26 protein-coding genes are annotated in these 24,595 nt (G+C 40.3%); 14 read left to right on the top strand and 12 right to left on the bottom strand.

Going from position 1 to position 24,595, the window contains the following annotated elements:
- Window positions 1–66: 66 nt before the first annotated feature.
- The 4 genes from CA265_00280 to CA265_00295 all read left to right on the top strand — a co-directional run bounded on the left by CA265_00280 (window position 67) and on the right by CA265_00295 (window position 4,661).
- Window positions 67–2,412 (top strand): mechanosensitive ion channel protein, encoded by a 2,346-nt coding sequence (locus CA265_00280; GenBank protein ARS42830.1) that lies wholly within the window; start codon window positions 67–69, stop codon window positions 2,410–2,412.
- Between the two features lie 29 nt (window positions 2,413–2,441).
- On the top strand, window positions 2,442–2,909 hold the full coding sequence (locus CA265_00285; GenBank protein ID ARS38210.1) for a hypothetical protein: 468 nt from the start codon (window positions 2,442–2,444) through the stop codon (window positions 2,907–2,909).
- A gap of 140 nt (window positions 2,910–3,049) precedes the next feature.
- Complete coding sequence (locus CA265_00290) at window positions 3,050–3,643, top strand: hypothetical protein (GenBank protein ARS38211.1); 594 nt, start codon at window positions 3,050–3,052, stop codon at window positions 3,641–3,643.
- Between the two features lie 49 nt (window positions 3,644–3,692).
- Complete coding sequence (locus CA265_00295) at window positions 3,693–4,661, top strand: hypothetical protein (GenBank protein ID ARS38212.1); 969 nt, start codon at window positions 3,693–3,695, stop codon at window positions 4,659–4,661.
- 123 nt (window positions 4,662–4,784) lie between these two features.
- On the opposite strand, the gene CA265_00300 is transcribed toward CA265_00295, so the two are convergent.
- Complete coding sequence (locus tag CA265_00300) at window positions 4,785–5,255, bottom strand: damage-inducible protein DinB (GenBank protein ARS38213.1); 471 nt, start codon at window positions 5,253–5,255, stop codon at window positions 4,785–4,787.
- Between the two features lie 149 nt (window positions 5,256–5,404).
- The gene (locus CA265_00305) at window positions 5,405–5,797 is read right to left on the bottom strand and encodes a transcriptional regulator (protein ID ARS38214.1); all 393 of its coding nucleotides are present in this window, start codon (window positions 5,795–5,797) and stop codon (window positions 5,405–5,407) included.
- Window positions 5,798–5,889: 92 nt separating this feature from the next.
- Here CA265_00305 and CA265_00310 point away from each other — a divergent pair, with 92 nt between their 5' ends.
- Window positions 5,890–6,630, top strand: coding sequence for an oxidoreductase (locus tag CA265_00310; GenBank protein ID ARS38215.1), 741 nt, complete (start codon window positions 5,890–5,892; stop codon window positions 6,628–6,630).
- A gap of 55 nt (window positions 6,631–6,685) precedes the next feature.
- Here the strand turns inward: CA265_00310 and CA265_00315 are convergent, their stop codons facing one another.
- Together CA265_00315 and CA265_00320 are read right to left on the bottom strand one after the other, a co-directional pair.
- The gene (locus tag CA265_00315) at window positions 6,686–7,396 is read right to left on the bottom strand and encodes a DNA-binding response regulator (protein ID ARS38216.1); all 711 of its coding nucleotides are present in this window, start codon (window positions 7,394–7,396) and stop codon (window positions 6,686–6,688) included.
- An 18-nt stretch (window positions 7,397–7,414) separates the two neighbouring features.
- Complete coding sequence (locus tag CA265_00320; GenBank protein ID ARS42831.1) at window positions 7,415–8,476, bottom strand: histidine kinase; 1,062 nt, start codon at window positions 8,474–8,476, stop codon at window positions 7,415–7,417.
- A gap of 231 nt (window positions 8,477–8,707) precedes the next feature.
- Here CA265_00320 and CA265_00325 point away from each other — a divergent pair, with 231 nt between their 5' ends.
- Window positions 8,708–9,163, top strand: coding sequence for a hypothetical protein (locus CA265_00325; protein ID ARS38217.1), 456 nt, complete (start codon window positions 8,708–8,710; stop codon window positions 9,161–9,163).
- A 93-nt stretch (window positions 9,164–9,256) separates the two neighbouring features.
- Here the strand turns inward: CA265_00325 and CA265_00330 are convergent, their stop codons facing one another.
- Window positions 9,257–10,018, bottom strand: coding sequence for a helix-turn-helix transcriptional regulator (locus CA265_00330; GenBank protein ID ARS38218.1), 762 nt, complete (start codon window positions 10,016–10,018; stop codon window positions 9,257–9,259).
- Window positions 10,019–10,107: 89 nt separating this feature from the next.
- On the opposite strand from CA265_00330, the gene CA265_00335 reads away from it, so the two are divergent.
- From CA265_00335 to CA265_00345, 3 genes are all read left to right on the top strand, one after another.
- The gene (locus CA265_00335) at window positions 10,108–10,299 is read left to right on the top strand and encodes a hypothetical protein (protein ARS38219.1); all 192 of its coding nucleotides are present in this window, start codon (window positions 10,108–10,110) and stop codon (window positions 10,297–10,299) included.
- A 52-nt stretch (window positions 10,300–10,351) separates the two neighbouring features.
- Entirely contained in the window at window positions 10,352–11,068 is a 717-nt protein-coding gene (locus tag CA265_00340; GenBank protein ID ARS38220.1) for a hypothetical protein, read from the top strand.
- A gap of 192 nt (window positions 11,069–11,260) precedes the next feature.
- Window positions 11,261–13,387 carry an alpha-galactosidase gene (locus CA265_00345; GenBank protein ID ARS42832.1) on the top strand — a complete coding sequence of 709 codons (2,127 nt, stop codon included), beginning with the start codon at window positions 11,261–11,263 and terminating at the stop codon, window positions 13,385–13,387.
- A gap of 630 nt (window positions 13,388–14,017) precedes the next feature.
- On the opposite strand, the gene CA265_00350 is transcribed toward CA265_00345, so the two are convergent.
- Both CA265_00350 and CA265_00355 read right to left on the bottom strand, forming a co-directional pair.
- A complete protein-coding gene (locus CA265_00350) occupies window positions 14,018–15,559 on the bottom strand; it encodes an FAD-dependent oxidoreductase (GenBank protein ID ARS38221.1) in 1,542 nt (513 codons plus the stop codon).
- 76 nt (window positions 15,560–15,635) lie between these two features.
- Entirely contained in the window at window positions 15,636–16,451 is an 816-nt protein-coding gene (locus tag CA265_00355; protein ID ARS42833.1) for an AraC family transcriptional regulator, read from the bottom strand.
- A 206-nt stretch (window positions 16,452–16,657) separates the two neighbouring features.
- Between CA265_00355 and CA265_00360 the strand changes: the two genes are divergently transcribed.
- Window positions 16,658–16,987 (top strand): hypothetical protein, encoded by a 330-nt coding sequence (locus CA265_00360; GenBank protein ID ARS38222.1) that lies wholly within the window; start codon window positions 16,658–16,660, stop codon window positions 16,985–16,987.
- A gap of 12 nt (window positions 16,988–16,999) precedes the next feature.
- Here CA265_00360 and CA265_00365 read toward each other — a convergent pair whose 3' ends face one another.
- Genes CA265_00365 through CA265_00380 form a run of 4 tightly spaced genes read right to left on the bottom strand, consistent with a single transcriptional unit; the run spans window position 17,000 to window position 20,187 of the window.
- Window positions 17,000–18,355: a two-component sensor histidine kinase gene (locus CA265_00365; protein ARS42834.1), complete on the bottom strand. Its 1,356-nt coding sequence runs from the start codon at window positions 18,353–18,355 to the stop codon at window positions 17,000–17,002.
- A gap of 1 nt (window position 18,356) precedes the next feature.
- Window positions 18,357–19,031: a DNA-binding response regulator gene (locus CA265_00370; GenBank protein ID ARS38223.1), complete on the bottom strand. Its 675-nt coding sequence runs from the start codon at window positions 19,029–19,031 to the stop codon at window positions 18,357–18,359.
- Window positions 19,032–19,036: 5 nt separating this feature from the next.
- The gene (locus CA265_00375) at window positions 19,037–19,888 is read right to left on the bottom strand and encodes a hypothetical protein (protein ARS38224.1); all 852 of its coding nucleotides are present in this window, start codon (window positions 19,886–19,888) and stop codon (window positions 19,037–19,039) included.
- 11 nt (window positions 19,889–19,899) lie between these two features.
- On the bottom strand, window positions 19,900–20,187 hold the full coding sequence (locus tag CA265_00380; GenBank protein ID ARS38225.1) for a hypothetical protein: 288 nt from the start codon (window positions 20,185–20,187) through the stop codon (window positions 19,900–19,902).
- A 194-nt stretch (window positions 20,188–20,381) separates the two neighbouring features.
- On the opposite strand from CA265_00380, the gene CA265_00385 reads away from it, so the two are divergent.
- On the top strand, window positions 20,382–21,179 hold the full coding sequence (locus CA265_00385; GenBank protein ARS38226.1) for a hypothetical protein: 798 nt from the start codon (window positions 20,382–20,384) through the stop codon (window positions 21,177–21,179).
- Window positions 21,180–21,209: 30 nt separating this feature from the next.
- The gene (locus CA265_00390; GenBank protein ID ARS38227.1) at window positions 21,210–21,716 is read left to right on the top strand and encodes a hypothetical protein; all 507 of its coding nucleotides are present in this window, start codon (window positions 21,210–21,212) and stop codon (window positions 21,714–21,716) included.
- A 53-nt stretch (window positions 21,717–21,769) separates the two neighbouring features.
- Here the strand turns inward: CA265_00390 and CA265_00395 are convergent, their stop codons facing one another.
- The gene (locus CA265_00395) at window positions 21,770–22,048 is read right to left on the bottom strand and encodes a hypothetical protein (protein ARS38228.1); all 279 of its coding nucleotides are present in this window, start codon (window positions 22,046–22,048) and stop codon (window positions 21,770–21,772) included.
- A 45-nt stretch (window positions 22,049–22,093) separates the two neighbouring features.
- Here CA265_00395 and CA265_00400 point away from each other — a divergent pair, with 45 nt between their 5' ends.
- Window positions 22,094–23,836 carry a hypothetical protein gene (locus CA265_00400; protein ARS38229.1) on the top strand — a complete coding sequence of 581 codons (1,743 nt, stop codon included), beginning with the start codon at window positions 22,094–22,096 and terminating at the stop codon, window positions 23,834–23,836.
- On the top strand, window positions 23,833–24,591 hold the full coding sequence (locus CA265_00405; protein ID ARS38230.1) for a DNA-binding response regulator: 759 nt from the start codon (window positions 23,833–23,835) through the stop codon (window positions 24,589–24,591). The genes CA265_00400 and CA265_00405 overlap by 4 nt, the downstream gene beginning before the upstream one ends.
- The last annotated feature ends 4 nt before the right edge of the window (window positions 24,592–24,595 follow it).

Genomic DNA, 24,595 nt, shown 5'->3' on the forward strand with positions numbered 1-24,595 from the left:
CAAAAACAAGACAGTTCACCTCTTGGTGCATTAACCGATACTACAAAAAAAGGTTTTGTGGCCAAAATGCAGGAGTTTGGCCGTAGGTCGGCTATCAAGAGTAAAAGTGACTTCGATGCCGATAAAGCTACACTTGTGCAGACCAAAATCTTCGATGAAATCAGAACAGTTATGCAAAAGGCAAAAATGTATCTGAAAACCAGTGTGGATACTGTAGGGACAAAAACTGAATTGGAGCAGATCAAGGCAGATTTTATGCTTGCCGGAGATGGTGTTTTTACCAATAAAGGAACCTCGCAAACTTTTAGAAACCTTACTGCTACTTCAAAAATTATAAATGAACTGCTTAATAAAGCCAAAGTAAGGAAAACAAGTCTTGATTTGCGGCAACAGGAACTTGATAATTTCCGTTATCGTTTAGATTCTCTTTCGAGCGTGCCTGCGTTATTTAAGTTTCCAGCAGATTCTCTGGAATTGGCGGGATACCTAAAAAAAATCGCCGTAGTTGCCTATGAAATAGCACCCATTGATACAGCCCTTAAGCAGGCCAGCGGAAATATTCAGACACTTCTGAACCAGATTAATTTAGAAGTGTCGAGCCTTCAGGTCAGCCTGGATGAAATCGATATTTATCAACGTAAAATGGCTTACAATGTCCTTGGACGGGATTTCGGTAATATTTGGCAACCCGTGGGTTTTTACAGGCCATTTGGCGAAATTTTAAGTTTCTCCAAAATAAAAGGTCTGCTCACGCTAAACTTTTATTCCGAAAATAATTCAGGCAAACTACTCATCTTGGTTTTGCTGACAGCCATTTCGTTTATTTACCTGCGTTCATTGAAACGGATCTATACCGCAAGGGAACTTTTAAAAGCAGATTTTGAAGGTCAGCTTGTATTGCGCTACCCGCTGGCATCTGCAATACTACTGGTGCTCAGTCTTTTTCAATTTATTTTTATATCGCCTCCGTTTATCCTCAGTGTTATTTTCTGGTTAATCTCGTGCGTTTGCCTAACCATCATTTTTAAAGGATATATTTCTAAGTACTGGCTCCGTGTTTGGGCTGTTATGGTGCTGTTTTTTATTTTGGCTTCGGCTGATAATTTGATTTTACAGGCTTCCAGAACAGAACGCTGGTTGATATTAATTGCCGCTGTTACAGGCGTAGTGTCAGGGCTTATCATACTCCTCCAGAAAAAGCAACAGGAACTCAGAGAAAAATGGATTACCTATTCTATCAGTTTTATGGTCATCCTCGAAATCTTTGCCGTTCTGGCCGATATATTTGGTCGCTATAACCTGGCAAAAACACTTTTTATCGGCGGTTATCTTAATGTGGTTGTCGCTATTCTTTTTTTATGGGTAGTCAGGTTTATTAATGAAGGTTTATTACTGGCATTCGATGTATATACCGTTCAGGACAAAAAGCTTTTCTATCTTAATTTTGAGCGCGTAGGAAAACAAGCGCCATTACTACTTTATGCGTTGCTGGTATTTGGCTGGCTCATTTTAATGGGGAGGAACTTTCCTGCTTTCGAATATCTGGCAAAACCACTTGGTAATTTCTTTAGCCAGGACAGAACACTCGGTAATTATACCTTTAGTATTAATGGTTTAGTATTGTTTGTGGCCATTATGGCTATTTCGGTATTGGTATCTAAAATCGTTTCTTTCTTCGCATCTGATGAGCATTTAGCGGTTGATAAAGATAGCAAGCAAAAAAAACGCGGACTGGGCAGCTGGATTTTATTGATTAGGATTTTTATCCTGGGCATTGGCTTATTTTTAGCCATTGCAGCGGCAGGTATCCCGATGGATCGGATTACCATCGTACTTGGCGCACTTGGTGTTGGTATTGGTTTTGGCTTGCAAACGCTGGTGAATAACCTGGTGAGTGGTCTGATCATTGCTTTTGAAAAACCGGTAAATGTGGGCGATATTGTAGATGTTGATGGCCAGGGAGGAACAATGAAATCAATTGGTTTCAGAAGCAGCGTAATCTCTACCTGGGATGGGGCAGATGTAGTGATGCCTAATGGCGATCTTTTAAATTCACATCTCGTTAATTGGTCGCTGGCCGGAAACCGGAAGAGGGTATCGATAACATTGGGAATTGCCTATGATGCCGATCTGGAGAAATGCAGACGTGTAATCGGCGAAGTTTTAGATGCAGAGCAGCGGATTAACAAAAACCCTGGCCCGGTAATACAGTACGAACAGTTTGGCTCGAGTACCATCGATTTAAGAATTTATTTCTGGGCGAAACACATCCGTGAGGCGAATGCCACCCGAAGCGACCTGATTGTGGCCATTTCGGAAGCCTTTAAAGCCAATAATATTTCCATTCCTTTTCCACGTCAGGATGTACACCTGCATTATCCAGACAAAGAAGGCGAGCTGCCTCAGGCTTAATAAAGAATGGTTTAATACCTTAAAAATTTATGGCAACCATATCGAAAATTAAAATAGTTGATGATCGGGAACTGAGGGCTGAAATTGATCACCTTTACGAGAAAACAGATCAGGTGGCTTTAGCAAAGTGGGCAATCAGCTGTGCCAAAAATGTATTAACCTTTGTGCCGGACGAAAATATAAATTTATCCATTATTGAAACCGGATTCGAAATAAATAAACGTTGGCAAGCGGGAAAAGCAAGTGTTCATGAGGTTAGACAGGCTGGTTTCAAAATTCATGCGCTTGCCCGCACAAGTAGCACAGCAGTAATGACAAATGCGATTAGAACTGCTGGTCAGGCAGTAGCTGTTGGGCACATGAGAGAACATGCTATGGTATGCGCTGATTATGCCATTAAAACCATTGGCCTGGCTTTCCAAAATGATTTAAACCGGATAAAAGCCGAACGTACCTGGCAATTGGAAACGTTAAAGCATGTTTTAGCTGAAGCTTAAATCAGGTATTATCCAAAATTTTTTAAAAAATTAAAATCCACACTGACATAGGGTTGTCACTGAGGCTGCTAAATTTGTCCCATCATTTAAAATAATTTAAGGGCAATCTGTTTCATCAAAATTATTTTATTGATTGCGAAATGGTAGAAAACAAAGGAAAAGATATAGAAACTTTTTGCCCGGGCAGCATTAATGAATGGCGGAACTGGTTAGTTGAGCATCATGAGCTTAAATCGTCGGTTTGGCTTGTTTATAGCAAGAAAGGCACGGGTTTGCCAAGCATTACCTGGAGTGAAGCTGTAGATGAGGCCCTTTGTTTCGGCTGGATAGACAGTACAAAAAAAACGATAGATGAGAAGACGTTTATGCAGTTTTTCAGTAAACGGAAACCCAATAGCGTTTGGTCGAAAATTAATAAGGAAAAGGTAAAGCGACTATTGGCACAAGAACTGATGACCAAAGCAGGCTTAAAAGCCATTAAAAAAGCTAAACAAAACGGCTCATGGAAAGCTTTAGATGCAGCTGAAACACTTAAAATACCTAAAGATTTAGCTACAGAATTTAAAACCAGAAAAGACGCTAAGATTTTTTTTCTTGGCTTAAGTAAATCGGTTAAAAAATCCCTCCTGCAATGGATTGTGCTAGCCAAAAAAACAGAAACCCGGCAAAACAGAATTCTGGAACTCGTAAATTCTTCATCTGAAAACGTATTGCCAAAGCCATTTCGCCGCTAGCGTGCAAACCATCTAAATTACTGTTAATGTAAATACCTACATTTTAAAAATGGATATTACCAAAAGATTTGACCGGATACTACAGATATTTTTTCTGCTGCAATCAAAATCCGTAGTCACTACAGATGAATTACAAAAGCGGTTCGAAATCAGTTTAAGAACGATTTACAGGGATTTAAAAGCCCTGGAGATTGCCGGTATTCCGATCGTAAATGAATTAGGATCTGGTTATTCGATTATGGAAGGATTTAGGCTGCAACCATCGAGGTTTAGCCAGGAAGAAATTCTCAGTTTAATGGTTGCCGAAAAAGTGATGCAAAAACATGAAACCGACTTTGTTAAAAAACATTTCGAAGCCGCGCTGATCAAAATAAAAAGTTCGTTTCAGGTAAATCAAAAAAGAGATTTTCTACATTTAGAAGATACCGTACATCTTAAAAACGACTTAAAATCTAAAGATTATCTGCCCAATATTATTGATGTTTTACTCAATAGTACCTTAAAGAAAAAAATAACCCATATCAATTATCTCAAAAGTGGAGATATTCATGCGGTTAGCCGATCTGTTGAACCAATCGGTGTATTTTACGAACACAGTCTTTGGTATCTTTTAGCCTATTGCCATTTAAGGAAAGATTACCGCAATTTTAGATTAGACCGGATTAAAAAAGTTTCCATACTCGAAGAAAGTTTCACCATTACACACCCGCCAATTAATGAATTCAGGGATAAAGGCCTATCCGAAAATATGCTGAAAATCGAAATCAGGGTAGACCGGAAGTATGCGCATTTTTTATATTGGGAACGACAGATTTTCGGATTTACAGGCGAAGAAATTTCAGATGATTTTGTGGTCATGTACTTCGACTGTTCTCTTTCTGAAGTTTCTTTCGTGCGCTGGTTTGTTAAATTTGTTGATGTAGCCGAAATTATAGAACCAGCCCATTTGAATAATGAACTGGTTGAGATAATGGAATCTGGTTTAAAGAGATTAAAAAACAAAGAGGCTATATCATAAATATAGAATTGTCATCCTGAGCCTGTCGAAGGACTTATTTAAATACCTCGTAAGGTGTTTGACAGGCTCAACATGACAGTATCTGAGGTGAAATAGCCTTTATGATACAGCCTCTTGCTTTTTTTAATAACGGTCCCAGAAAAATGGAGGCTCAATACCTAAGGCCCTTAAATACACAAAACCCTGGCCGCGGTGGTGTATTTCGTTATCAATGAAATACAAGAGGTGGCTAATGATTGTAAACTCGTACTGCCCGAATAACTTAATGGTTTCTTGAAGCTGATCTTCGGAGATCTGGTTAAAGTATTCCACAATTTTTGGGGTATCCTCATCCCATTTTGTTAGGATCTCTTCCTTGGTATTCAGCGGAAGATCGTGACTAAATGGCGATGTTTCTCTGGTGACCATTTCTTTTAAACCAGGAACATCAATTGATAATAACTCTTTAATTAAGGCAGAAAAAGGCCTCATTCCACCGATCGAAAATTCGAATAATTCTTTTTCTGGAAATTTTTCAATGGTTTTTCTGGTTAGTTTTCTGTGGCCTAACCAATGCTGTAGTAATTCGTTTTTAGTAATCATAATTGCTGACATGATGTGATATTCATTTAATAAAACAAAGTTATATCCGCACTATGACAGCTGTTTGTCAGTCGAAAAACAACATGTTATTTTTTATTAAAATTTTTTGAATCGGGAAGCAGTATAGTCTTAAAAAGATCACAGGTTCACCAGATTTCCGCTTACTTATCCAGCACTACTGAAGCAGATGAATTTTGCATTTGGTTGATCTGTTCGCGGTACATATTGCCCCAGTCAGACATCGCATCCAGCATCGGTTTCATGGTACGGCCCAAATCAGTCAGGCGGTATTCTACCCTTGGTGGTACTTCCGGAAAAACAACACGTGTAATGATCTGGTCTTTCTCCAGTTCTCTTAACTGTGCCACTAACATCCGTTCTGATATGCCAATAATGTCTTTTTTAAGTTCGCCATAACGCATGGTGCCATAAGAAAGGCGACACAATATTGCAGGTTTCCACCTTCCGCCAATTACAGCCAGTGATGAAGACATGCCACAGCTGTCGATCATCATTTTTTCGTTCAAAGCATTAGTTGATGTTTCTTTTCTCATTTCTTACTTTTTTGTTAGTACCTAACAATTTGCTGCTTACCTGCAAATGTAAAGTATCTCTTTTACTTTAGCAGAAAAATTAAAAAATACACATGAAAAAATTAACAGATAAAATTGCGCTGGTAACAGGAGGAAGTCGTGGCATTGGCGCAGCGATTGTAAAAAGGTTAGCTGCAGAAGGTGCAAAAGTGATATTTACTTATGCCCATTCAGCTGAAAAAGCGTTGGCGGTAGTGGCTGAGGTTGAAGCTGCCGGTGGAGTTGCGGTTGCATTAAAAGCAAGCAGTACCATAGCCGGTGAAGTAACGGGTGCCGTGGCTAAAACCATCGCCGATTTTGGCCGTATCGATGTGCTGGTTAACAATGCCGGTATTTACATTGGCAAAGCATTTGAAGAACATACCCTTGAAGATTATAACGAAATTATGGCCGTTAATGTACAGGCGGTTTTTGTAGCTGCTTTGGCAGCTGTAAAAGCTATGCCCGAAGGTGGCCGCATCATTACCATTGGCAGCAACATGGGCGATAATGCTGTTGGTCCTGAAACCACATTGTATACCATGAGCAAATCGGCACTTCAGGGTTTTACACGCGGTTTAGCCCGCGACCTTGGTGCCAGAAAAATTACGGTAAACCTGGTTCAGCCCGGGCCAATTAATACGGATATGAATCCAGCTGATGCACCATTGGCCGATTTTCTGAGAACCCGTATGGCCTTGCCAGATTACGGTACAGTAGAAGATATTGCCTCATTTGTGAGCTTTATCGCAAGTGAAGAAGCGAGATACATTACCGGTTCGTTTTTAACAATCGACGGCGGATTGAATGCTTAATGCGATCTCCAATAAAACGGGACTTTGGTTGGGATAGCAAATCCCGGCCAAAGTTTTATCTGCTTAAATTAATCTTTTGCTCCAGTGTTTCGCGGTAGTTCCGCCCGATCGGGATCTGGTGAGTGCCGATCATGATCCTGTTGTGCTCTATCCGTTTAATTGCCTTATGGGCAACTAGAAAGGATTTGTGTACGCGAATAAAAAGCGGAGCAGGGAACATTTCTTGTACCATCTTTATCGAGCCTTTAATCACAATCCTTTCTATTGGTGTGTGAATAATAGCATAATCTTTTAAACCCTGGATATGCGTAATCTGATCGAAATAAAGTTTAATCCTTTTTATCCCGCTTTTAACAAAGATAAATCCGGGCTCGGGTGCATCCGTTTCCAATTTGTGATCTTGTAATTTAAGCGCAAGGAAATCTTTTACTTTATCCATTGCAGCCGAAAACCTGGGGAAGGAAATCGGTTTAAGTAAAAAGTCGATTACCCCAAGCTCAAATCCTTCAAAGGCATAGTTGCGGTAGGCAGTGGTAAAAATAGTAAGCGGCGGCTCTGATAAACGTTTTAGGAATTCAATTCCTGTCATTTCGGGCATTTCGATATCAAGCAACAATACATCGACCTTATTATTTTCCAGGTAATGTAAAGCTTCACCAGCATGGCTAAACAACGATACCGAATACAGATTTTCAGTTCTTTTCAGATAACCCTCCAATATTTCGAGGGCAAGAGGTTCATCATCTATAACAATAACGTTTAGCATGTTTTTTAATGGTTTAATCTACAGTTCAATGATCAATTTGACGCTGAAAATGTTGTTTTTATCTTCAATCTCCAGTTGATGTTGATTGGGGTAAAGTAGTTCGAGCCGGTTTCGCAAATTGATCAGGCCTATACCTCCATTCCTTTTGTCGCTTATTGAAGATGGTTTGGCATTTTCGATCAGGAAAGACAATATTGATCCTTTCAATCCGATATTTATCCTTAACCAGCTGCTTTCAGTTTGTTTGCTGAGTCCATGTTTAAAGGCATTTTCTACGAGTGGAAGGAGTAACAGTGGTGCAATCTCCTCTCCATTAAGGGTAGCATCGCTGTTCAGCACAATATTGGCCGCTCCACTAAACCTTAATCGCTCGAGTTCGATATAGTTATGAAGATAACTGATCTCTTTTTCTAACAATACCTTTTCGTCATTACTGTCGTACAACATATATTCCATCATCTCTGATAGTTTAAGTACAACATCCGGGGCAAGCTCCGATTTTTTAAGGGTTAGTGCATAGAGGTTATTCAATACATTAAACAGGAAATGTGGGTTGACCTGCGCACGGAGAAAGTTAAGCTCTGCGTTTAGTTTCTCTACGGTTATCTTCTGGATAATAAGCTGCTGGCCATACCAGTCGATACTTAGTTTTAGGGCGAGCATTAAACCCAGGTACCATAGTGTACTAAAAAAGTTGTATGATAAGCTCTCCATGAGGTGGCTGTTGCGCATGGGACCTACCACATAACCATATAAATAATAATCGAAAAGACTCTGAGCGGTTAAATACCCTATTACCGAAATGAGTACCCATCCAAAATAGGCGAAGTATCGTTTTTTAAGCAAAAATCTGGGTAAAAAGTAATGGAGATTAAGGTACGCGATGATCATCAGCAATACAATCCTACCACTTACGCAGGCCACAAAGTAGGGCATGCTGGCTTTATAGATGAGGTACTTTTTCTCATAAATAAAGAATCCTGTAATGAGCAACCAATACGCAACATGAATCAAAACATATTTTAATGAAACGCTGCGTTTAGAAAACGGCAGTTTAAGCGGTTTGTCCAGTGTGTCCATTTTTAGGTAATGATGAGTTGTTGGTACGGTTAATGCCGTTGATGATAAAGGAAACGAAAAGTATTTAGCCCGCAAAATTATATCGACAAACGACATAAATAGTAGATGAATATAATCATAAAAAGACTGATATCTATTATTCTGGTTGTTCGTCTATTATTTTTCTCTTGCCCTTCCCAATAACTTAATATTGTGTAGAAAGAATCAAATTTTTCACTAAAAACGTGTCACATGAAACAAATCAAATTCAATCAGGCGTTTATTAAGATGTTTGCGCTGATTACCCTGTGTTTTACCACCCTTGGTTTTACCGCTAAATTTGGGTTAGACAGTTACGAAATTTTCCTCAACAACAAACTCATTTTAAAGCAGGCTGTAAACCAGCCCCTGAGTTTAAGAATGCTTAAACTGGATGCGGCTAAAGAAAGCGATCAGTTGCGGATCAATTACAGGCATTGTACCGGAAAGGGTGTAGGTACCGATCGGATTATCTTTTTAAAAGATGATAAAGGAAATACGCTGAAAAAATGGGCTTTTGCCAATGCTACCGGTTCAGATCTGAATATGACGATAGCCGTAAAAGAACTGCTGCAATTGGAGAAGAAAAATGCCAACCGCGAATTGAGCCTCCAGTACACCGCCAGGGAGCTTCCTAAGGGCGAAACGCTGGCGATCCTAGACCTTTAAAATTATTTTAGCATTGTTAAATAGTAATGCGTTCAGGTTAAATTGCTGGGCGCATTTTTAGGTTAAGGCCTTATTGTTTGCTTTGCCACTTAATTAAATCATCTTGCTGTTAACCGCCCGAGAAAGCGCTTCAACCATATTACTCACTTCCAGCCGTTCAAAAATCCTTCGCCTGTAATATTTTACGGTATCGGGGGCAACAAATATTTTTTCGGCAATTTGATTAATGGTTAAGCCCTGGGCGTGCAGTTGCAAAATTTCGATTTCCCTTTGGCTTAGTTTTGGTTTCGCTGATTTCTGCCAGATTTTATTTTCGATATTGAGTTCCCACAGCTCATCGGTACCCTGTTTGTAAATACAGATATTACCCGCCTGCTGATGGTGCGAGATGGAGACAATACACATCGCTTTCCACAACTTCCCTTCACTGGTTAAAAATAAGGGGGTCAGTTTATGGTTAATCAGCGTGGATTTACCTTCCTGGTTTTTCAGATGAAAATCGTAAGTAATGCTATAGTGTTTTTTTTCTCCGCCAGGCAGTTTTGCGAAAAAATCGAATCCGGCTTCGTTAATCAGGCTCAATAAGGTGAGATCCTTTTCAGGAACATTTTTAAAATAAAATTCATAACCCAGACCCAATACTTCTTCGGGCGAATAACCACCTAAAAACAAGGGGTTTTCTGAAACATACTCAAATGCCATTTTTTCGTAATCGATCACATATACGCTTTCGTAGGTTAAACGCGCAAAAGCCTTTATCGCTTCCATGTAATTTTGCTGCTGGAGAAGGTCTTCGGCTGATACTTTTTCAACCTTATTCTTAGTCAGCAAAGCGGAGGTAATCGGATCTTTCATTTTGGGGATGGCTTAATCGCAAATTTACACTAAAGTGTAGCCTTTGAAAATATTTTTGTACTCACTTTTACAGCGAACATTTTTTGAACATGAAAAAATACCCCGAATTAAACCTTGTAGAACTAAACAAGCGTAAACTGGCTTTAAAGAGCGCTTTAATCGTGCTCGTCATATTGGGTTTGGTTTTCGTATTCACATTGGTTCTGCTCAAGGCAAAATTTTATTTTATTTATTCAGGTAATGGAGCGGTTTATCGCCTGGACAGGTATTTATTTCTTTAAAAATCAAATTATGCCACATACCAATCAATAGTTTTTTATGATACCCAATACCATGAACTGTAAAAATTGTAACCAAACCGTTAACACTAATTTTTGCGGCCATTGCGGTCAGCCCATGCAGATTAAAAGGGTAGATGCACATTATATCCTGCATGAAATTCAACATATCTTACATTTCGAAAAAGGAATATTGTTCACGGTAAAAGAACTGCTGATCAGGCCCGGACTAAACATCAGAACATTCATTGCCGATAACCGGAGCCGATTGGTGAAACCTGTTATATTTATCATTGTCTGCTCGTTAATTTATACGGTAATTAGTCATTTCTTCCATATTGAAGAAGGTTATGTTGAATTTAAAGAGGTAAAAAAAACAAGTATTGGTTTAATTTACGATTGGGTGCAGGGCCATTATGGTTATGCCAATATTTTAATGGGTGTTTGTATTTCCCTGTGGTTAAAACTGTTTTTTAAAAAATATAACTACAACTTTTTCGAAATATTAATCCTCCTGTGTTTTGTAATGGGCATTGGCATGTTAATCATTTCTGTTTTTGCCATTGCCGAAGGACTTAGCAAAATCAGTTTAATGAAAGTTTCGGGTATTACCGCGGCAGCCTACAGTACCTGGGCCATTGCACAGTTTTTTAACGGGAAAAAAGTAGTAAACTATGTAAAGGCAATGATTGCTTACTGCCTGGGCATGTTCATATTTGGAATTTTGTTAGTGCTTTTGGGCGTTTCAATCGATCTGTTGATCAGACATTAAACGCTCGTAAAATTTCCATATTTTAGCACAACCGAAACAAAGAATATGCTGAAACTAAGGAGGCTGAAAAGTATAACGGCCCGAAAACTAACCAAATTGCCGACGGGCAGCACCAATACATTTTATAAAGCCATTATTTTGCTGTTTGCATTCATTTTAACTGTTGGATGTACCGAAACCTTCGCCCAGCAAATGCCGGTTTGGAAAAGCAGCCAGGATCATTTAAGCACGGTTGATTGGCTGGTGCATGGAGAAGGCCACGTTGCAGCTGTTTTTAAAAGTGCAGATCAAAAAGACCTTATTTTAAGCAATGGGCTCCTTAAACGGGTATTCCGGTTATCGCCAAATGTGGCCTGTACCGATCTTCGTAATCTGAGTACCGGCGAGCAGTTACTCCGGTCAGTTAAGCCCGAAGCCCAGGTAAGCATTAATGGTAAAAAATACAATATCGGCGGTTTATATGGCCAGAAAGAGAATGCCTACATCACCACGGGCATGCTTGGAAGTTTGAGAGCCAGTGAAGGTGATTTTCAGTTCCAGGATTATAAAATCATGGCATTGCCCCAGTTTATCAAATGGAAACCGGGCTCCATGTGGACGGCCAATCAGAAAAATCCAACAGGCAAAACACTAACTTTTACCTATAAAAGTGCAGATGCTAAACTAAACGGTGTGCTGGTTAAGGTAAATTATGCGTTGTATGACGGAATTCCGCTGATGACCAAATGGGTTACCGTAGAGAATAAAACGAATGCTGCTATTAAGGTTGAACAGGTGGTAAATGAAATCCTGGGCGTGGTGGAAGAGGAAAGCGCTGTTGTGGGCAGTACCGATAAAATGAAAACGCCACATGGTATTTATATTGAGAGTAATTTTGCTTTTAACAATGCCATGAAGTACAGTTTAAGTGATCAGAGCACACATTGGAAAGCCGATAGCCTTTATACCTCGCAGGTGAATTACGATAAAACCACCCCTTGTTTATTGGAAGTATACCCAGATAAAGGGGTGAATGTTGAACTGGCTGCTGGTGAAGTATTCAGTTCTATCCGCAGCAATGAACTTTTAATGGATGGTTACGATCGGGAAAGACGAGGTTTAGCCATTCGTAAAATGTATAGAATGATTGCACCATGGACAACTCAAAATCCAATATTTATGCACCTGGTGAGCAAAAACGATCAGCAGGTAAAGAGCGCCATTGATCAGTGTGCGGCAACCGGATACGAAGCGCTGATTTTAAGTTTTGGAAGCCACCTGAATATGGAAGATTCTACTGCGGCTAATATCCAAAAGTGGAAAAACCTGACCGAATATGCCCATGCTAAAAATATAAAGATTGGCGGTTATTCGCTTTTTAGTTCCCGGAGAATTAGTGATGAAGATGATGTGATTAGTCCGCTGACGGGAAAACCCGGAGGTGCCTTTTTTGGTCATGCACCATGTTTTGGCAGTAAATGGGGTTTGAGCTACCGCGATAAAATCAAATACTTTTTTCAAAGAACAGGATTCGATATCTGGGAAAATGACGGGCCTTACCCTGGTGATGTATGTGCTTCGACCACGCATCCGGGACACAAAGGGCTGGCCGATAGCCAATGGACGCAAATGGAAATCCAAAAAGAACTTTACCACTGGTTAAGCGAAAGGGGAATTTACATCAATGCACCAGACTGGTACTTTTTAGACGGTACCAATAAAATTGCAATTGGCTATCGTGAGGTGAACTTTTCGTTGCCAAGGGCTAACCAGATGATCCTGAACCGACAGAATATTTTTGACGGGACCTGGGAGAAAACACCAAGTATGGGCTGGGGTTTTGTGCCACTAACTGCTTATCAGGGAGGAGGAGCTGAAGCCGTGCTCGAGCCACTCGCCGATCACCTGAAAGACTATAAACAATTGATGATGCAATATTATGGGGCAGGGGTGCAGGCCTGTTATCGTGGGCCTCGTTTGTATGATACCGAAGCCACCAAAGAAACCGTAAAAGGTGTAATCAATTGGTACAAACAATACCGCGAAATTCTCAATAGCGACATTATCCACTTACGCAGGGCCGATGGCCGAGACTGGGATGGCATTTTGCATGTAAGCCCAAGTCTGAAAACAAAGGGGTTGTTAATGCTTTATAATCCTTTAGATCAGGATATCGAAAGGGTAATATCGGTTCCTTTGTATTATGCAGGTTTAACCCGTAATGTGCTTGTAACCGATGAAGCCGGAAAGAAAACAAGCCATGTGGTAGATGCGGCAAATAAAATTCAACTTAAAATCAAAATCAAGGCAGAAGGCTATACCTGGCTTAAGATGGAGTAGGATTGTTGAAATATCCCAAAGAAAATGAGGATGTATCACAAAGGTGATTTTACCTCAAATGCTGTCATGTTGAGCTTCCCGAAGAATCGGGACAAGTAGTCGAAACACTTTAAAACGTATTTAAGCTAGCTTGCATTGACAGATCCTTAGAGAAAGGTCGTCATTGCGATAAACGAAGCAATCTTAATGCGTACGATGGTAGCGATCGTTGTAAGATTGCTTCCCCGAAAGGTTCTATCGTATGTACCCATCTTTTGATTTGGGTTTTTTATGCATTTTGCTAACCAACGTTAATAAAGTTTAGGCTTTGCCGAAGAACTTCGTCAATCCCAAGTGGCAGAAAAATCAAAAAAACAGTTGCAGAATAGAACAAATAGCACTACCAAACCTTAAGCGCAGTGGTTTTGTGTTCCATAATCATGATTCCCAGCCTATTAAGGTCTTGAACACAAAACGAAGTGCCGCTGTTTTTTTGATGAGCCTGGGGCAGTGAGAAGCCACCTTGCCGGATTGACAAAGCGCTTTGGGTACTTTGGCGCTCCAAAGTACCATGCCCCCGCGGCAGAGAGCGGAAAAAATAATATTTGTAACTAATTATGGTACAACCTCGTTAATCAAAATGCTGATTTTTTATACAAACCATTGTGCCATTGCTTTTTGCAGCTCGCTGTAATCAATATCATGCTCAGTAGCCCAGGCAACAATCCCGTCGGGGCGGATCAATACCGCGCAAAGGCCCAGTTGATTTTTTGCAGTTGCCGAAATATAATCGATCTGGTCGTTGTATTCATTAACCAACTTTTTGAGTGAAGTATTTTGGTCAAAATCGAGCAATATGCCCCGGCCACTGTGCATCAATTCACCAATGGTTCTCCCATCTTCAAATTCAAAATTAGGAACACTGCATCCAACCAGTGGATGCTTCCCATCGAGATTAATTTGGGTAGAAACGCCCCAAACCCTGCCCGCAAAATAGGTGGCACCATCAATGGTATTGATCAGGTCAGTAATAATGGCATGTAAAGCGCGGGCATTAGGTTCAGGTTTCATAATGGCTGCCTGGGCGCGCGACCAATCGAGTACCTGCGCACCAATGGGATGCCGTTCTGTACCATAACTATCCAGTAAACCTTCAGGCGCTTTTCCGTGGATAGTGGCTGCGAGCTTCCAGCCCAGGTTCATGGCATCGCCCAAACCCAGGTTAAGCCCTTGTCCGCCTAAAGGCGCGTGAATGTGCGCAGCATCGCCGGCTAAAAGTATGCGTCCGTTACGGTAGCTTGTGGCTTGCCTTGCCCGGTCGGTCCAGGTGCTGGCAATATGGAGCTTACTGATGGTGACATCGGTGTTTGAAACACGGCGCAGTACCTCTTGCAAATGTTCGCGCGTAATGGCCTTGGCCGAACCATGAAATGCACCGCCATCAAAATCCTGTATGGCCAGGTAACCCGGCTGCGATTGCATGTACATGCCTGTTGGCGTTACGTTTCGTCCGGGTTTAAGCAACTCTGGATTGGCGAGGTCTATTTTAGCTGAGTAACCGGTAAATTCGGGTTCAGTACCCGCGAATTCAAAACCGCCAGTCTTACGCACCACGCTTCGGCTTCCGTCGCAACCCACAAGCCATTTACTTTCGAAAGATTGACCAGCAGTTTGTACCGTTACACCTTCGCTGCTTTGATGGAAGCCTGTAACGGCAAAACCTCGTTTAATTTCAACGCCCAGGGTTTCTGCACGCAGGGAAAGTATGGTTTCCAGCTCCTCCATTTCCGTAATTAAACTGGTAGGTGTAGAACCTGGCAGGCGATATTTCCATTGTGTGCTATCAATATCGCCATCGTGAAATGGAATGCCAGCGAAATGCCCTGCCTGTCGGCGGGGTCCCTGAACGGCATTTTGATGTGGGTTTTTAAGGTGTTGATGTATTTTAAGTTCTTGCAGCAAACCACGGCGATAAAGTGCTTCAATGGTTGGCGCCGATAAACCCCGGATGCCAAAGGGAAGCTGTTTTAAAGGTGAGTGCGCCTCCACTGCCTTTTCGATTATCAGTACCGAACATTTGGCTAAAGCCAGTTCGCAGGCCAGGAACAAACCTACAGGACCAGCGCCTGAAATAATAACATCGTAAAAGGCATCTGGGCGTTCGAGAATTTTATTTGAATGTGTAGTGTTCATATCGTATGATTAAAACACAAAATTCTGGAATGCCCGGGTATTAGGCTTGTATAAACGCGACAATCGCTAGATGAGGTTAGGATGAGAGGTTAAGCATACCATTGCTTAATATCTGTTTGCCTTTTTTGGCTTTCCGGGCGAATGCTGCGGGGCTGGTGCCGCTGTAACGTTTAAATTCTCTGCTGAGGTGGGGTTGATCGGCATAACCAAACTCATGTGCCAAACTGGCGAGACTGGCATCCGGATCAAGCCACAATTGATTACGCACCTGTTCAAAACGCATCAGGCCGGATACATCTTTCACGGTATGGCCGGAAGATCGTTTAAAGTTTCTTTCCAGTGTACGTACGGTTACATGGGCTGCGGCTGCAACCTCGCTCACGGGTATGGTGCCTTTTGCTTCCTGCATCGCCATCCCGGCTTTGAATAACATGCTGTTGGGAGCAAGCTGCGCCCTGGCCTGTAAGAAATACGATTTAACCTTTGCCACAGCTTCATCTATCTGGCCGGCAATAACAAATGCATTCAGCTCAGCCTGAAGCCTGGCGATGGGGTGTTCGAACAGATGTAAGTCATGTTTTTCGGATGGGAGATCGAGTAAATCGAACACCGTCCATGGAAAACACCTGATCGCAATGATTTCAAAACGGTTTTTCGTGTAAAATATGGCCGGCTGATTAAGTAAACCCATCATAAAAGGGGAGGGTAAAGGCTGCAATTCTCCGTTAACCGAAATGCTACATCCGCCGCCAAAATGAAAAATAATTTCTGCATAACCATCAGGTATAACTTCAAAACCCGATAGTTGCGCTCCAGATACTCTTCTGTTGTACCAAAAGCATTTTATCGTGTCCTGCAGTTCCTCAGGAGCTTCGAATTCTTGATGATGCATTTTTAATAATGGCATATTCGAAGGTAGTGCTTATTACACTTATTTTCAATTGGCTAAAAGTTTGCAGGGGTTTTCAGTCGCTATTTTGTTGAAAAAGAATGACTAATGACTATCTTCGTTTATCAGAATAGCTAACCAAAAAGATGACCACAAGCCATTATTAAAAAATGAAACTAAAAATCATATCCATACTGCTTTTAACCTGCATGATCGGATGTAAAAAAAAGGATGTTTCTTATGATCAAAATACCACCGCCTGTGGAACAAAAAATCCTTTAGCGAATTTAGCCTGGCTTAAAAACGAATTTCAGGATATTGCCAATTATCCTGATATGAATGGTATTGTTTTGTATGAATATAATGGTGAAGAAGTGATCAATATTTATAAATCGTATTATAGCAGTACATACGGAAGACCGTTTTATTGTAATGGTAAACAAATGCAGTTTAATTCGGGTGACGATTTGAAAAACTACCTGGAAAAAAGGAAGAAAATAGCTGTTTTATTCGGTAAAAAATTTGATCTAACACCCTGATTTATGAGGACATTAAACCTCATCTGCTCCCTTAGCTTTCTTTTCGTTTCCGCCTTGTGCTGTTTCGAAAACCACTTTAAAACTTGTTCCTTCCCCTGGTATTGAGCTCACCTGAACTTTTAGGCTAAGGTAGCTGGCTATGCTTTTAACAATGGCAAGACCTAATCCGTAACCGGTATTTTCGGCATGTCCGGTTTTTTTAAAACGATCAAATACATGCGGTATATCTTCTGCTTTAATACCCTGGCCACTATCGCTAACCTGAATGGAATAATAACCTTTTTCAATAAGATCAGCAACCTGTATACTTCCATTTTCTTTGTTAAACTTAATGGCATTGTTAATGAGGTTGTAAAAAAGCTGAAATAAAAGATCGTGATTGATCTGGCTTAAACGCTGATTATGGCTGAGGTTGATGTCGATCTGAATGTTTTTCTCTTCGAGCCTATGGCCTATTTCTTCCACTATTTCATTCAGGAGTACTTGCGGTGCTATCTCTTCCTGTTTAGAGAACTGCTCATTTTCTATTCTTGAAATAAGTAAAAGCGATCGCGATATTTTCTTCAACCGCTCCAGTGTTTTCATCATATCCACAATGTGTTCCTGTACTGTTTCGGATGCTGATTCTTCAGTAAGCAGGTTTTCCATTTTGTTTTGTAAAATACTAATGGGGGTCATAAACTCATGCGAAGCATTCGCGGTAAATTCCCGTTCCTTTTCAAAAGCCTCATTAATCTGGTCCATTAATGAAATAAGGGAATGATCGAGGTATTTAAAATCTTGTGTACTGGTATTAATATGGCCATGTTTCTTTTTAAAAGGGAACCGGCTATTGCTTAGTCTTAATTTAATAATCTGCCCAAGTGGCTTGATTAGCTGCCGGGTAAAAATCAAATCTATAATAATGCTTAAGGCAATAAGAATGATGAGCACATATAAGGCAAAACGTTGTAATGCATCATTGTAAAGATTAATGCTGGCAGTGGTTTTACCGATTTCAAGGAGGTAGTTTTTTTGATTTTTTTTAAAGGTAAAACTGAGTACCCGATAAGCAATGGTATCTTGCTCTACAATACGTTTGGTGTCGCGTATGGTATCTAGTTTCAGGGTTTGCGCTACCGTTTCGAGTGCAATATATTCATCTTTAAGCATGGTGTAGCTGCCATAACTGTTATCCCCTTCGAAGTAATAATCTAATCCTTTTTTATTGATGTTTTGGATTACTTTTTTCTGCTGGTTCCGAAGTGAAAAATTGGTGTAGTTAGAGGCGATCTGCCGGATCAGAAAAGGGAGCAATAGAATAAACAGACCTACAATGGCAAGTTTAGATCCGGTAATAAATAAAGTGAGTTTAGTAGATAGTTTCAAATTATTTTTTAATTCTATAACCAACGCCCCGAACGGTTTCTAACCATTCGGTAGGGGCGTAAATGTTTAATTTCTTTCTGATATTTTTAATGTGTGCATCAATGTAGTTCGAATCGTAATCATCATCTACGAAGTTGCCCCAAATATGTTCGCTCAATTGTATTCGGGTAAGCACCCTGTTTTTATGCAGTAAAAGGTAACTCAAAAGGTCAAACTCTTTGCGCGAAAGCTCAATCTGCTCCTCCTCAAAAAATACAAAACGTTTTTGCAGGTCGATACTAAAGTTTCCGAGTGGAATTAATTCTTCGGTAACCTTAAATTTTCGCCTTGCAATGGCCTGCATGCGCGACTGGAGTTCGGGTAAGAAGAAGGGTTTCGCTAAATAATCGTCTGCGCCCATGTCTAAGCCCGCCACCCGGTCTTCTAATTTACCTCTGGCCGTAAGAATAATGTAAGCGGCATCGGGATTGCTTTTTTTTGCCTTGCCCAGCAGCTCAAAGCCATCCCCATCCGGCAAACCTAAATCAATAAGCACATAATCATATTGGTTCAGCTCCAGCTTATTAACGCCCTGTTTAAAGCTATGGGCCAGATCACATAAGAAAAAAGCCTTTTTAAGGAATTTTTCCATTTCAAAGGCTAGTGTTTTTTCATCTTCTACAATCAATACCTTCACGCCGATTAAAATTGATAGTAAACTGCTAAACCAAAAAAAGATTGCTGGTGTTTTACGTTCTCTTCTTTTCTGTTTCCAAGTATAGAGAACTGATAACTGGCCTCTGCAAGGAAATTTCCGTTACTCCAGTTTAAAGGTAACTTAAAATTGTACGACAATAGTTTAAACTGATTGACTGTGTTCTCCACTACCGATGTCGTATTTCCGTTAACGATTCCGGGGGCTATATCACTTTTTCCCTTTCCGTTTCCATTCGAATTCTGCCTTTTGTTTTTTTCGATGATATATGTTTCGTAAAAATGGGTAGTGCCCGCTGTAATCTCGATGGCTGGTGTAACTGAAATGAGGTTTTTCTCGTTGAACACCGTTCCCAGTTCGATTTCTTTTGAATTTCCAAAACTGATAAATCCATCGGTTTGCTTTCCGAAGGCCACATCTACACTAAGATCTGTTTTAAACCAGGGCCACTGGTAGGCTGCCGATGCATTGATGTTATTATTATTGGATGCCTGGAGCAAAGGAGAATTGGAAGGAAAAAAAGAATGGGTATAGGCTAGTCCTGCAGTGAGTTTTTCGTTAAAATCATAATCATAACCTATGCCTAAATCGGTTTCAGAAATGGCTGAGCCATAATTTAGCAGTTTATAACCACCACCCGAAAAATACAAACCGTTAGGAAATCGTAATGTGGCATTAAAGAGTACATAAGGATATTTTTCAGGGGTAACCTGTCCGTAATAGTTAATGTTACTATTATACATGGTCGCCAGTGTAAGCGTAGCTTTTGTCGAATCTTGCTGTGCCTTTACATTCGATATGACCAAAAACGAGAATAAAATTAAGAGACGTATGCGCATATATTTATCCTTTACGGCCTTTTAATCTTGGGTTTAATAATCTTGATGGGTTTTACCTTTACATTAGGCCTTACCGCCATGGGTTTTAGCTGCTTTTTGGCTTTTGGTACTTCTTTGATTTGAAGCGGCTCAGGTTTTTGATTTTCAGGCTGTTTGTCTTTTTTTCCTTTGTCCTGTTTTTTTATCACTTGTTCTTCTTGCAGATTCGCTACACTCAAAGTGGTAGAATCTTGGCGCATGGCGAAAACACCCGAAAGCGGGGCAATAACCAGACAAAAAATAACGGCGAATCGGATCATTTTATAAATATAAAAAAAGTTTACCCCCTAAGAGGTAAACCCTACCTAAAAACCACCATACATGGTGCGCTCACATTTCAAAAGTAGACTGGCAACATGAAAATAAGATGAAAAAAATAAATTTTAAATTTCATGTTGGTTTCATCTTCGGCCTTCAACTTTGAAGCGTAAAACTTTAAATAAAATCTATAGTTATGAAAACAAATTTTGTAAATACCATTTTGGCGGTCTTCGTTGTAATCGGGATGATTGCCTTTTATGGATGTAAAAAAAATGAATCAAGCCAGGGAACCACTAAAGTTCAGATTAAAATGACTGATGCTCCGGGTAACTTCGATAAGATTAATTTAAGTGTAAAAGAGATTGTGCTGGTATCGGGTGATAAACCTTATGTATTTGCGGCCAGTACGGGTATATTCGATATTCTTGATTTTAGAATCGGCACCAGTAACCCTGATATTTTGGTTGCTTCGGGCGAAATGCCATCGGGAGAAATTACTGAAATCAGACTGGTACTTAACGAAACCGGAAATACGATTGTGGTCAATGGCGTTCAGCAGGAACTTAAAACGCCTAGTGCACAAACATCTGGCTGGAAGGTGAAATTAACGGCTAATCCTGAACTGGTTGAAGGCGCTGCTTATACACTGCTGTTAGATTTTGATGCAGCGAAATCGATCGTCAGTACCGGAAACGGAAAATATTTATTAAAACCAGTAGTACGTGGAATTGCATCAGCAACCACCGGATTAATTTCAGGAACTGTTTTGCCTTTGGCCAGCCATCCTGAGGTATTGGTTATTGCAGGAACAGATACCGTAGGTACCGTTGCAGATCCTTTAACAGGTAAATTTACAGTGGGTGGCTTAGCTTCGGGTACCTACTCGGTTAAATTCGTACCGGTTGTGGGTTATAGAGATAGCACCATTACTGCTGTTAAAGTAGCTTTAGGGGAAAATACACTGCTCGGAACGGTTACTTTAAAACCGTAAAACGAATTGTTCACATCTAAATTTAAACCGATGAAAAAGTTATTCTTGTTGTTATTAATGGTGGTCAGCAGCGGCCTTATTTTTAAATCTCAAGCCCAGGTAAGTGTAAACATCAATATTGGCGCACAGCCTGCATGGGGTCCAACCGGATATGATTATGTAGATTATTACTATCTGCCTGATATTGAGAGTTATTATTATGTGCCTAAAAAACAGTTTATTTATTTAGGTAGCGGAGGATGGGTTTTTACCACAGCGCTTCCACCGAGATATAGGGGCTACGATTTATATAACGGTTATAAGGTGGTAATTAATTCTCCTCAGCCTTACCGTTATTTTGAAACCCACAAAGTAAAATATGCCAAATTTAAAGGCAATCATGGCCAATCGGCTATAGGGAAAAGCAAAGGGCTAAAATATTCGGCGGCGAAGGGTAATGCCAAAGTTTATAAAGGTGATAAGGGAAAATCCTCACCGCATTTTAATAAAGGAAACGGAAATGGCAAAGGCCATGGAAACGGTAAAGGAAAACATTAGTTGTTTGTGTAATTAAAGAAAGAAACCCTCCAGATTTTGGAGGGTTTTCTTTTTTAATTCCTTTTTTGTTGTCCTGGGGCAAAAGGTTTGGCCGATTTTGAGCCTGTTCCTTTTTTAGCTTGTCCTGGGGGCACTTTGCCGCTGTTACCAGCAGTTCTGGTGCTATAACAAGCACTGCTAAGCAGCATTACCGACAACGCTACAATAAGATATATTTGTTTCATAATGGGAACTAAGCGATAACTGTGCCAATTGCTCACCGCGCTTTCGGTGATCGAATTTACCTGATTCAAAATAGAATCTACCAGATTCAAATCAGCGTATACAAGCAATGATTGAAAGCCTTTACTTTGAACTTAATAATTTCAAACAAGCAGATGCGCAGTACCATCCTATTTATCCTTTTCTATTTTTGCCAGATCTTTTGCTTTGCACAAAAGCTGGAGATGAACCTGGATAGTGTCCACCCTGTTATAAAACATGATCAGCATGGTGATTCTATTCGTAAATATTTCTCCAATACATTTTACAGCCACAATTCTAGATTTACACAGCAGAATAACCTATTAATCTCGGCCTTTTATTCCAACAAACTGGCGGTAAACTACAAACATGTGCTGGAAAAAATACCACAATTAAAAACCTATTCCAATAAACAATCGGGGGTATATGCCCAGGCCAGAGATAGTTATGCCGGTGTATTTGCGGTGCCCATCTTTGACTCAACCGGGATTGTCATCACCGTAAATGGCATTAATGCTCAAAATGCGGCTAAATACCAGTTCAGGGTGCTGGAAAATAATAAAAAGGTGGTATTACCCTGGACCACGCCGAAAGTATTTACCAATACGTATTGGATGACCAAAATTGCCGACTCTACTAAAATTGATGATGTGACGGCTTATCTGGGGCAGTTTAAAGGCGCTTATGGCAAAGCCTTAACTTTTCAGGTGCGGCAAACAGACCAGCCAGACAGCATTAAAACTTCCTTATCTGCCTACTGGGTAAAATGGCAGCCCAGAGTGGTTGGTGTATTTACATTTTCGCAGCTCCCTGAGTTTCTAAGCATTTTTAAAGAACAATGGAAAGACCTGAGGATAAATGAAAAACCCATAGACTGGGCTAAGGATTCTACACTCCTAAAATTGAAAAAGGAATTCCGATCCAATGAAAATAACCTGATCTTTTATTTAGACGATATCATCAAGTCTAAAAACATCATCGAATACAACCTTGTAAAAGGTGCCGACAGTACTGGCTGGGCAGTAAACGATTTCGATTTTAACCTGGTTTGGCTCAAAAATCTTTCGCCAGGTAAATACGACTTGCTGATCCGCTACAGTGTGCAACGTACACATGTATGCAAATATACATTTACCATCCATCCGGCCTGGTATCAAACCCTATGGACCAAAATAGGTCTTTGTATGCTTGTTCTGCTAGCCGTTGGATTTATTGTGCTTTTGCGGCGCTCGGCTAAACAGACTGAAAAACTCAAAGCCCAGGATACCTTAAAGCAATTGGTACAAACCGAGCTCAAATCTATCCGCTCGCAATTTAATCCGCATTTTGTATTTAATGCACTGAGTTCGATCCAGGGGTTGATCACCAAAAACGATTCCGAAAATGCATCCAAATATCTGATCGAATTCAGTAACCTGATGCGCGAATCGTTAAAAGCCACTAACAACGAATTTGTAAGCATATCAAGTGAAATAAAGATTTTGGAGAATTATTTAAATCTAGAAAAATTACGTTTCGGGTTCAGTTATGAGATAAAAGCAAGCAGTCAGATAGACAGCAACGCCATAGAGATCCCGAGCCTCTTTTTACAACCGCTGGTAGAGAATGCCGTAAAACACGGAATATCTTCACTGCAGGAGCAAGGAAGACTTATGGTCTTATTTGATAAAACAGGCAACGATATGTCTGTTCAGGTGAGGGACAACGGCAGGGGATTCGATCAACATAATCCATCAAATGGATTTGGGCTGCAGCTCACTAAAGAAAGAATCAAACTATTGAACCAAACACTTAATGCCCAGCAGATTGAATTTTCTGTAAACCGAATACAAAACGAAACACAAGTTACCATCTACTTCAAAAACTGGCTAATATGATAAGAGCTGTAATAATAGACGACGAAAAAAACAATATTGAAACCATGGTAAGCTTACTCCGGAAGCATGAATTGCCTGTTACGGTTGTAGGTTCGGCCACCAATGCCGATGATGCCATTTCGACCATTGTCGCTACCAATCCGGATTTACTGTTCCTGGATATACAAATGCCGGAGAAGAATGGTTTTGATGTGCTCAAAGCATTACCACACTACCAGTTTGAAGTGATATTTGTAACCGCCTTCGATCAGTATGGCATTCAGGCGGTGAAATTTTCCGCTATAGATTATTTGCTTAAGCCGGTGAATCCAGAGGAGCTAAAAACATCAATTCTTAAAGTTGAAGCCAAGCTGAATCAGCGTAAACAAAACGTTCAGCTGGAAAACTTAATGGAGCTCATTAAGAATAAAGATGCCAAAAAAGACCACAAATTAGCCCTGGCCTCCACCAAAGAAATCAGGTTTGTCCATACTGATGAAATTATTCGCTGTGAATCATCCAATGCCTACACTCAATTCTATCTTGCTGATGGCAAAAATATTATGGTATCAAAGCCCATCTTCGAATACGAAGAAATACTTAGCAATTACGATTTTATCCGCTGTCACCAGTCTCATTTAGTCAATGCAAAATTCATAAAAAGTTTGGTTAAAGAGGACAGTGGTTACCTGTTATTAAACGACGATACACGCATACCCATTTCAAGAGGCAAAAAAGAAAACGTACTTAAAGCATTAAACACCATAAAAAAATAAAACC

It is taken from the genome of Sphingobacteriaceae bacterium GW460-11-11-14-LB5, assembly GCA_002151545.1.
Taxonomy (GTDB): domain Bacteria; phylum Bacteroidota; class Bacteroidia; order Sphingobacteriales; family Sphingobacteriaceae; genus Pedobacter.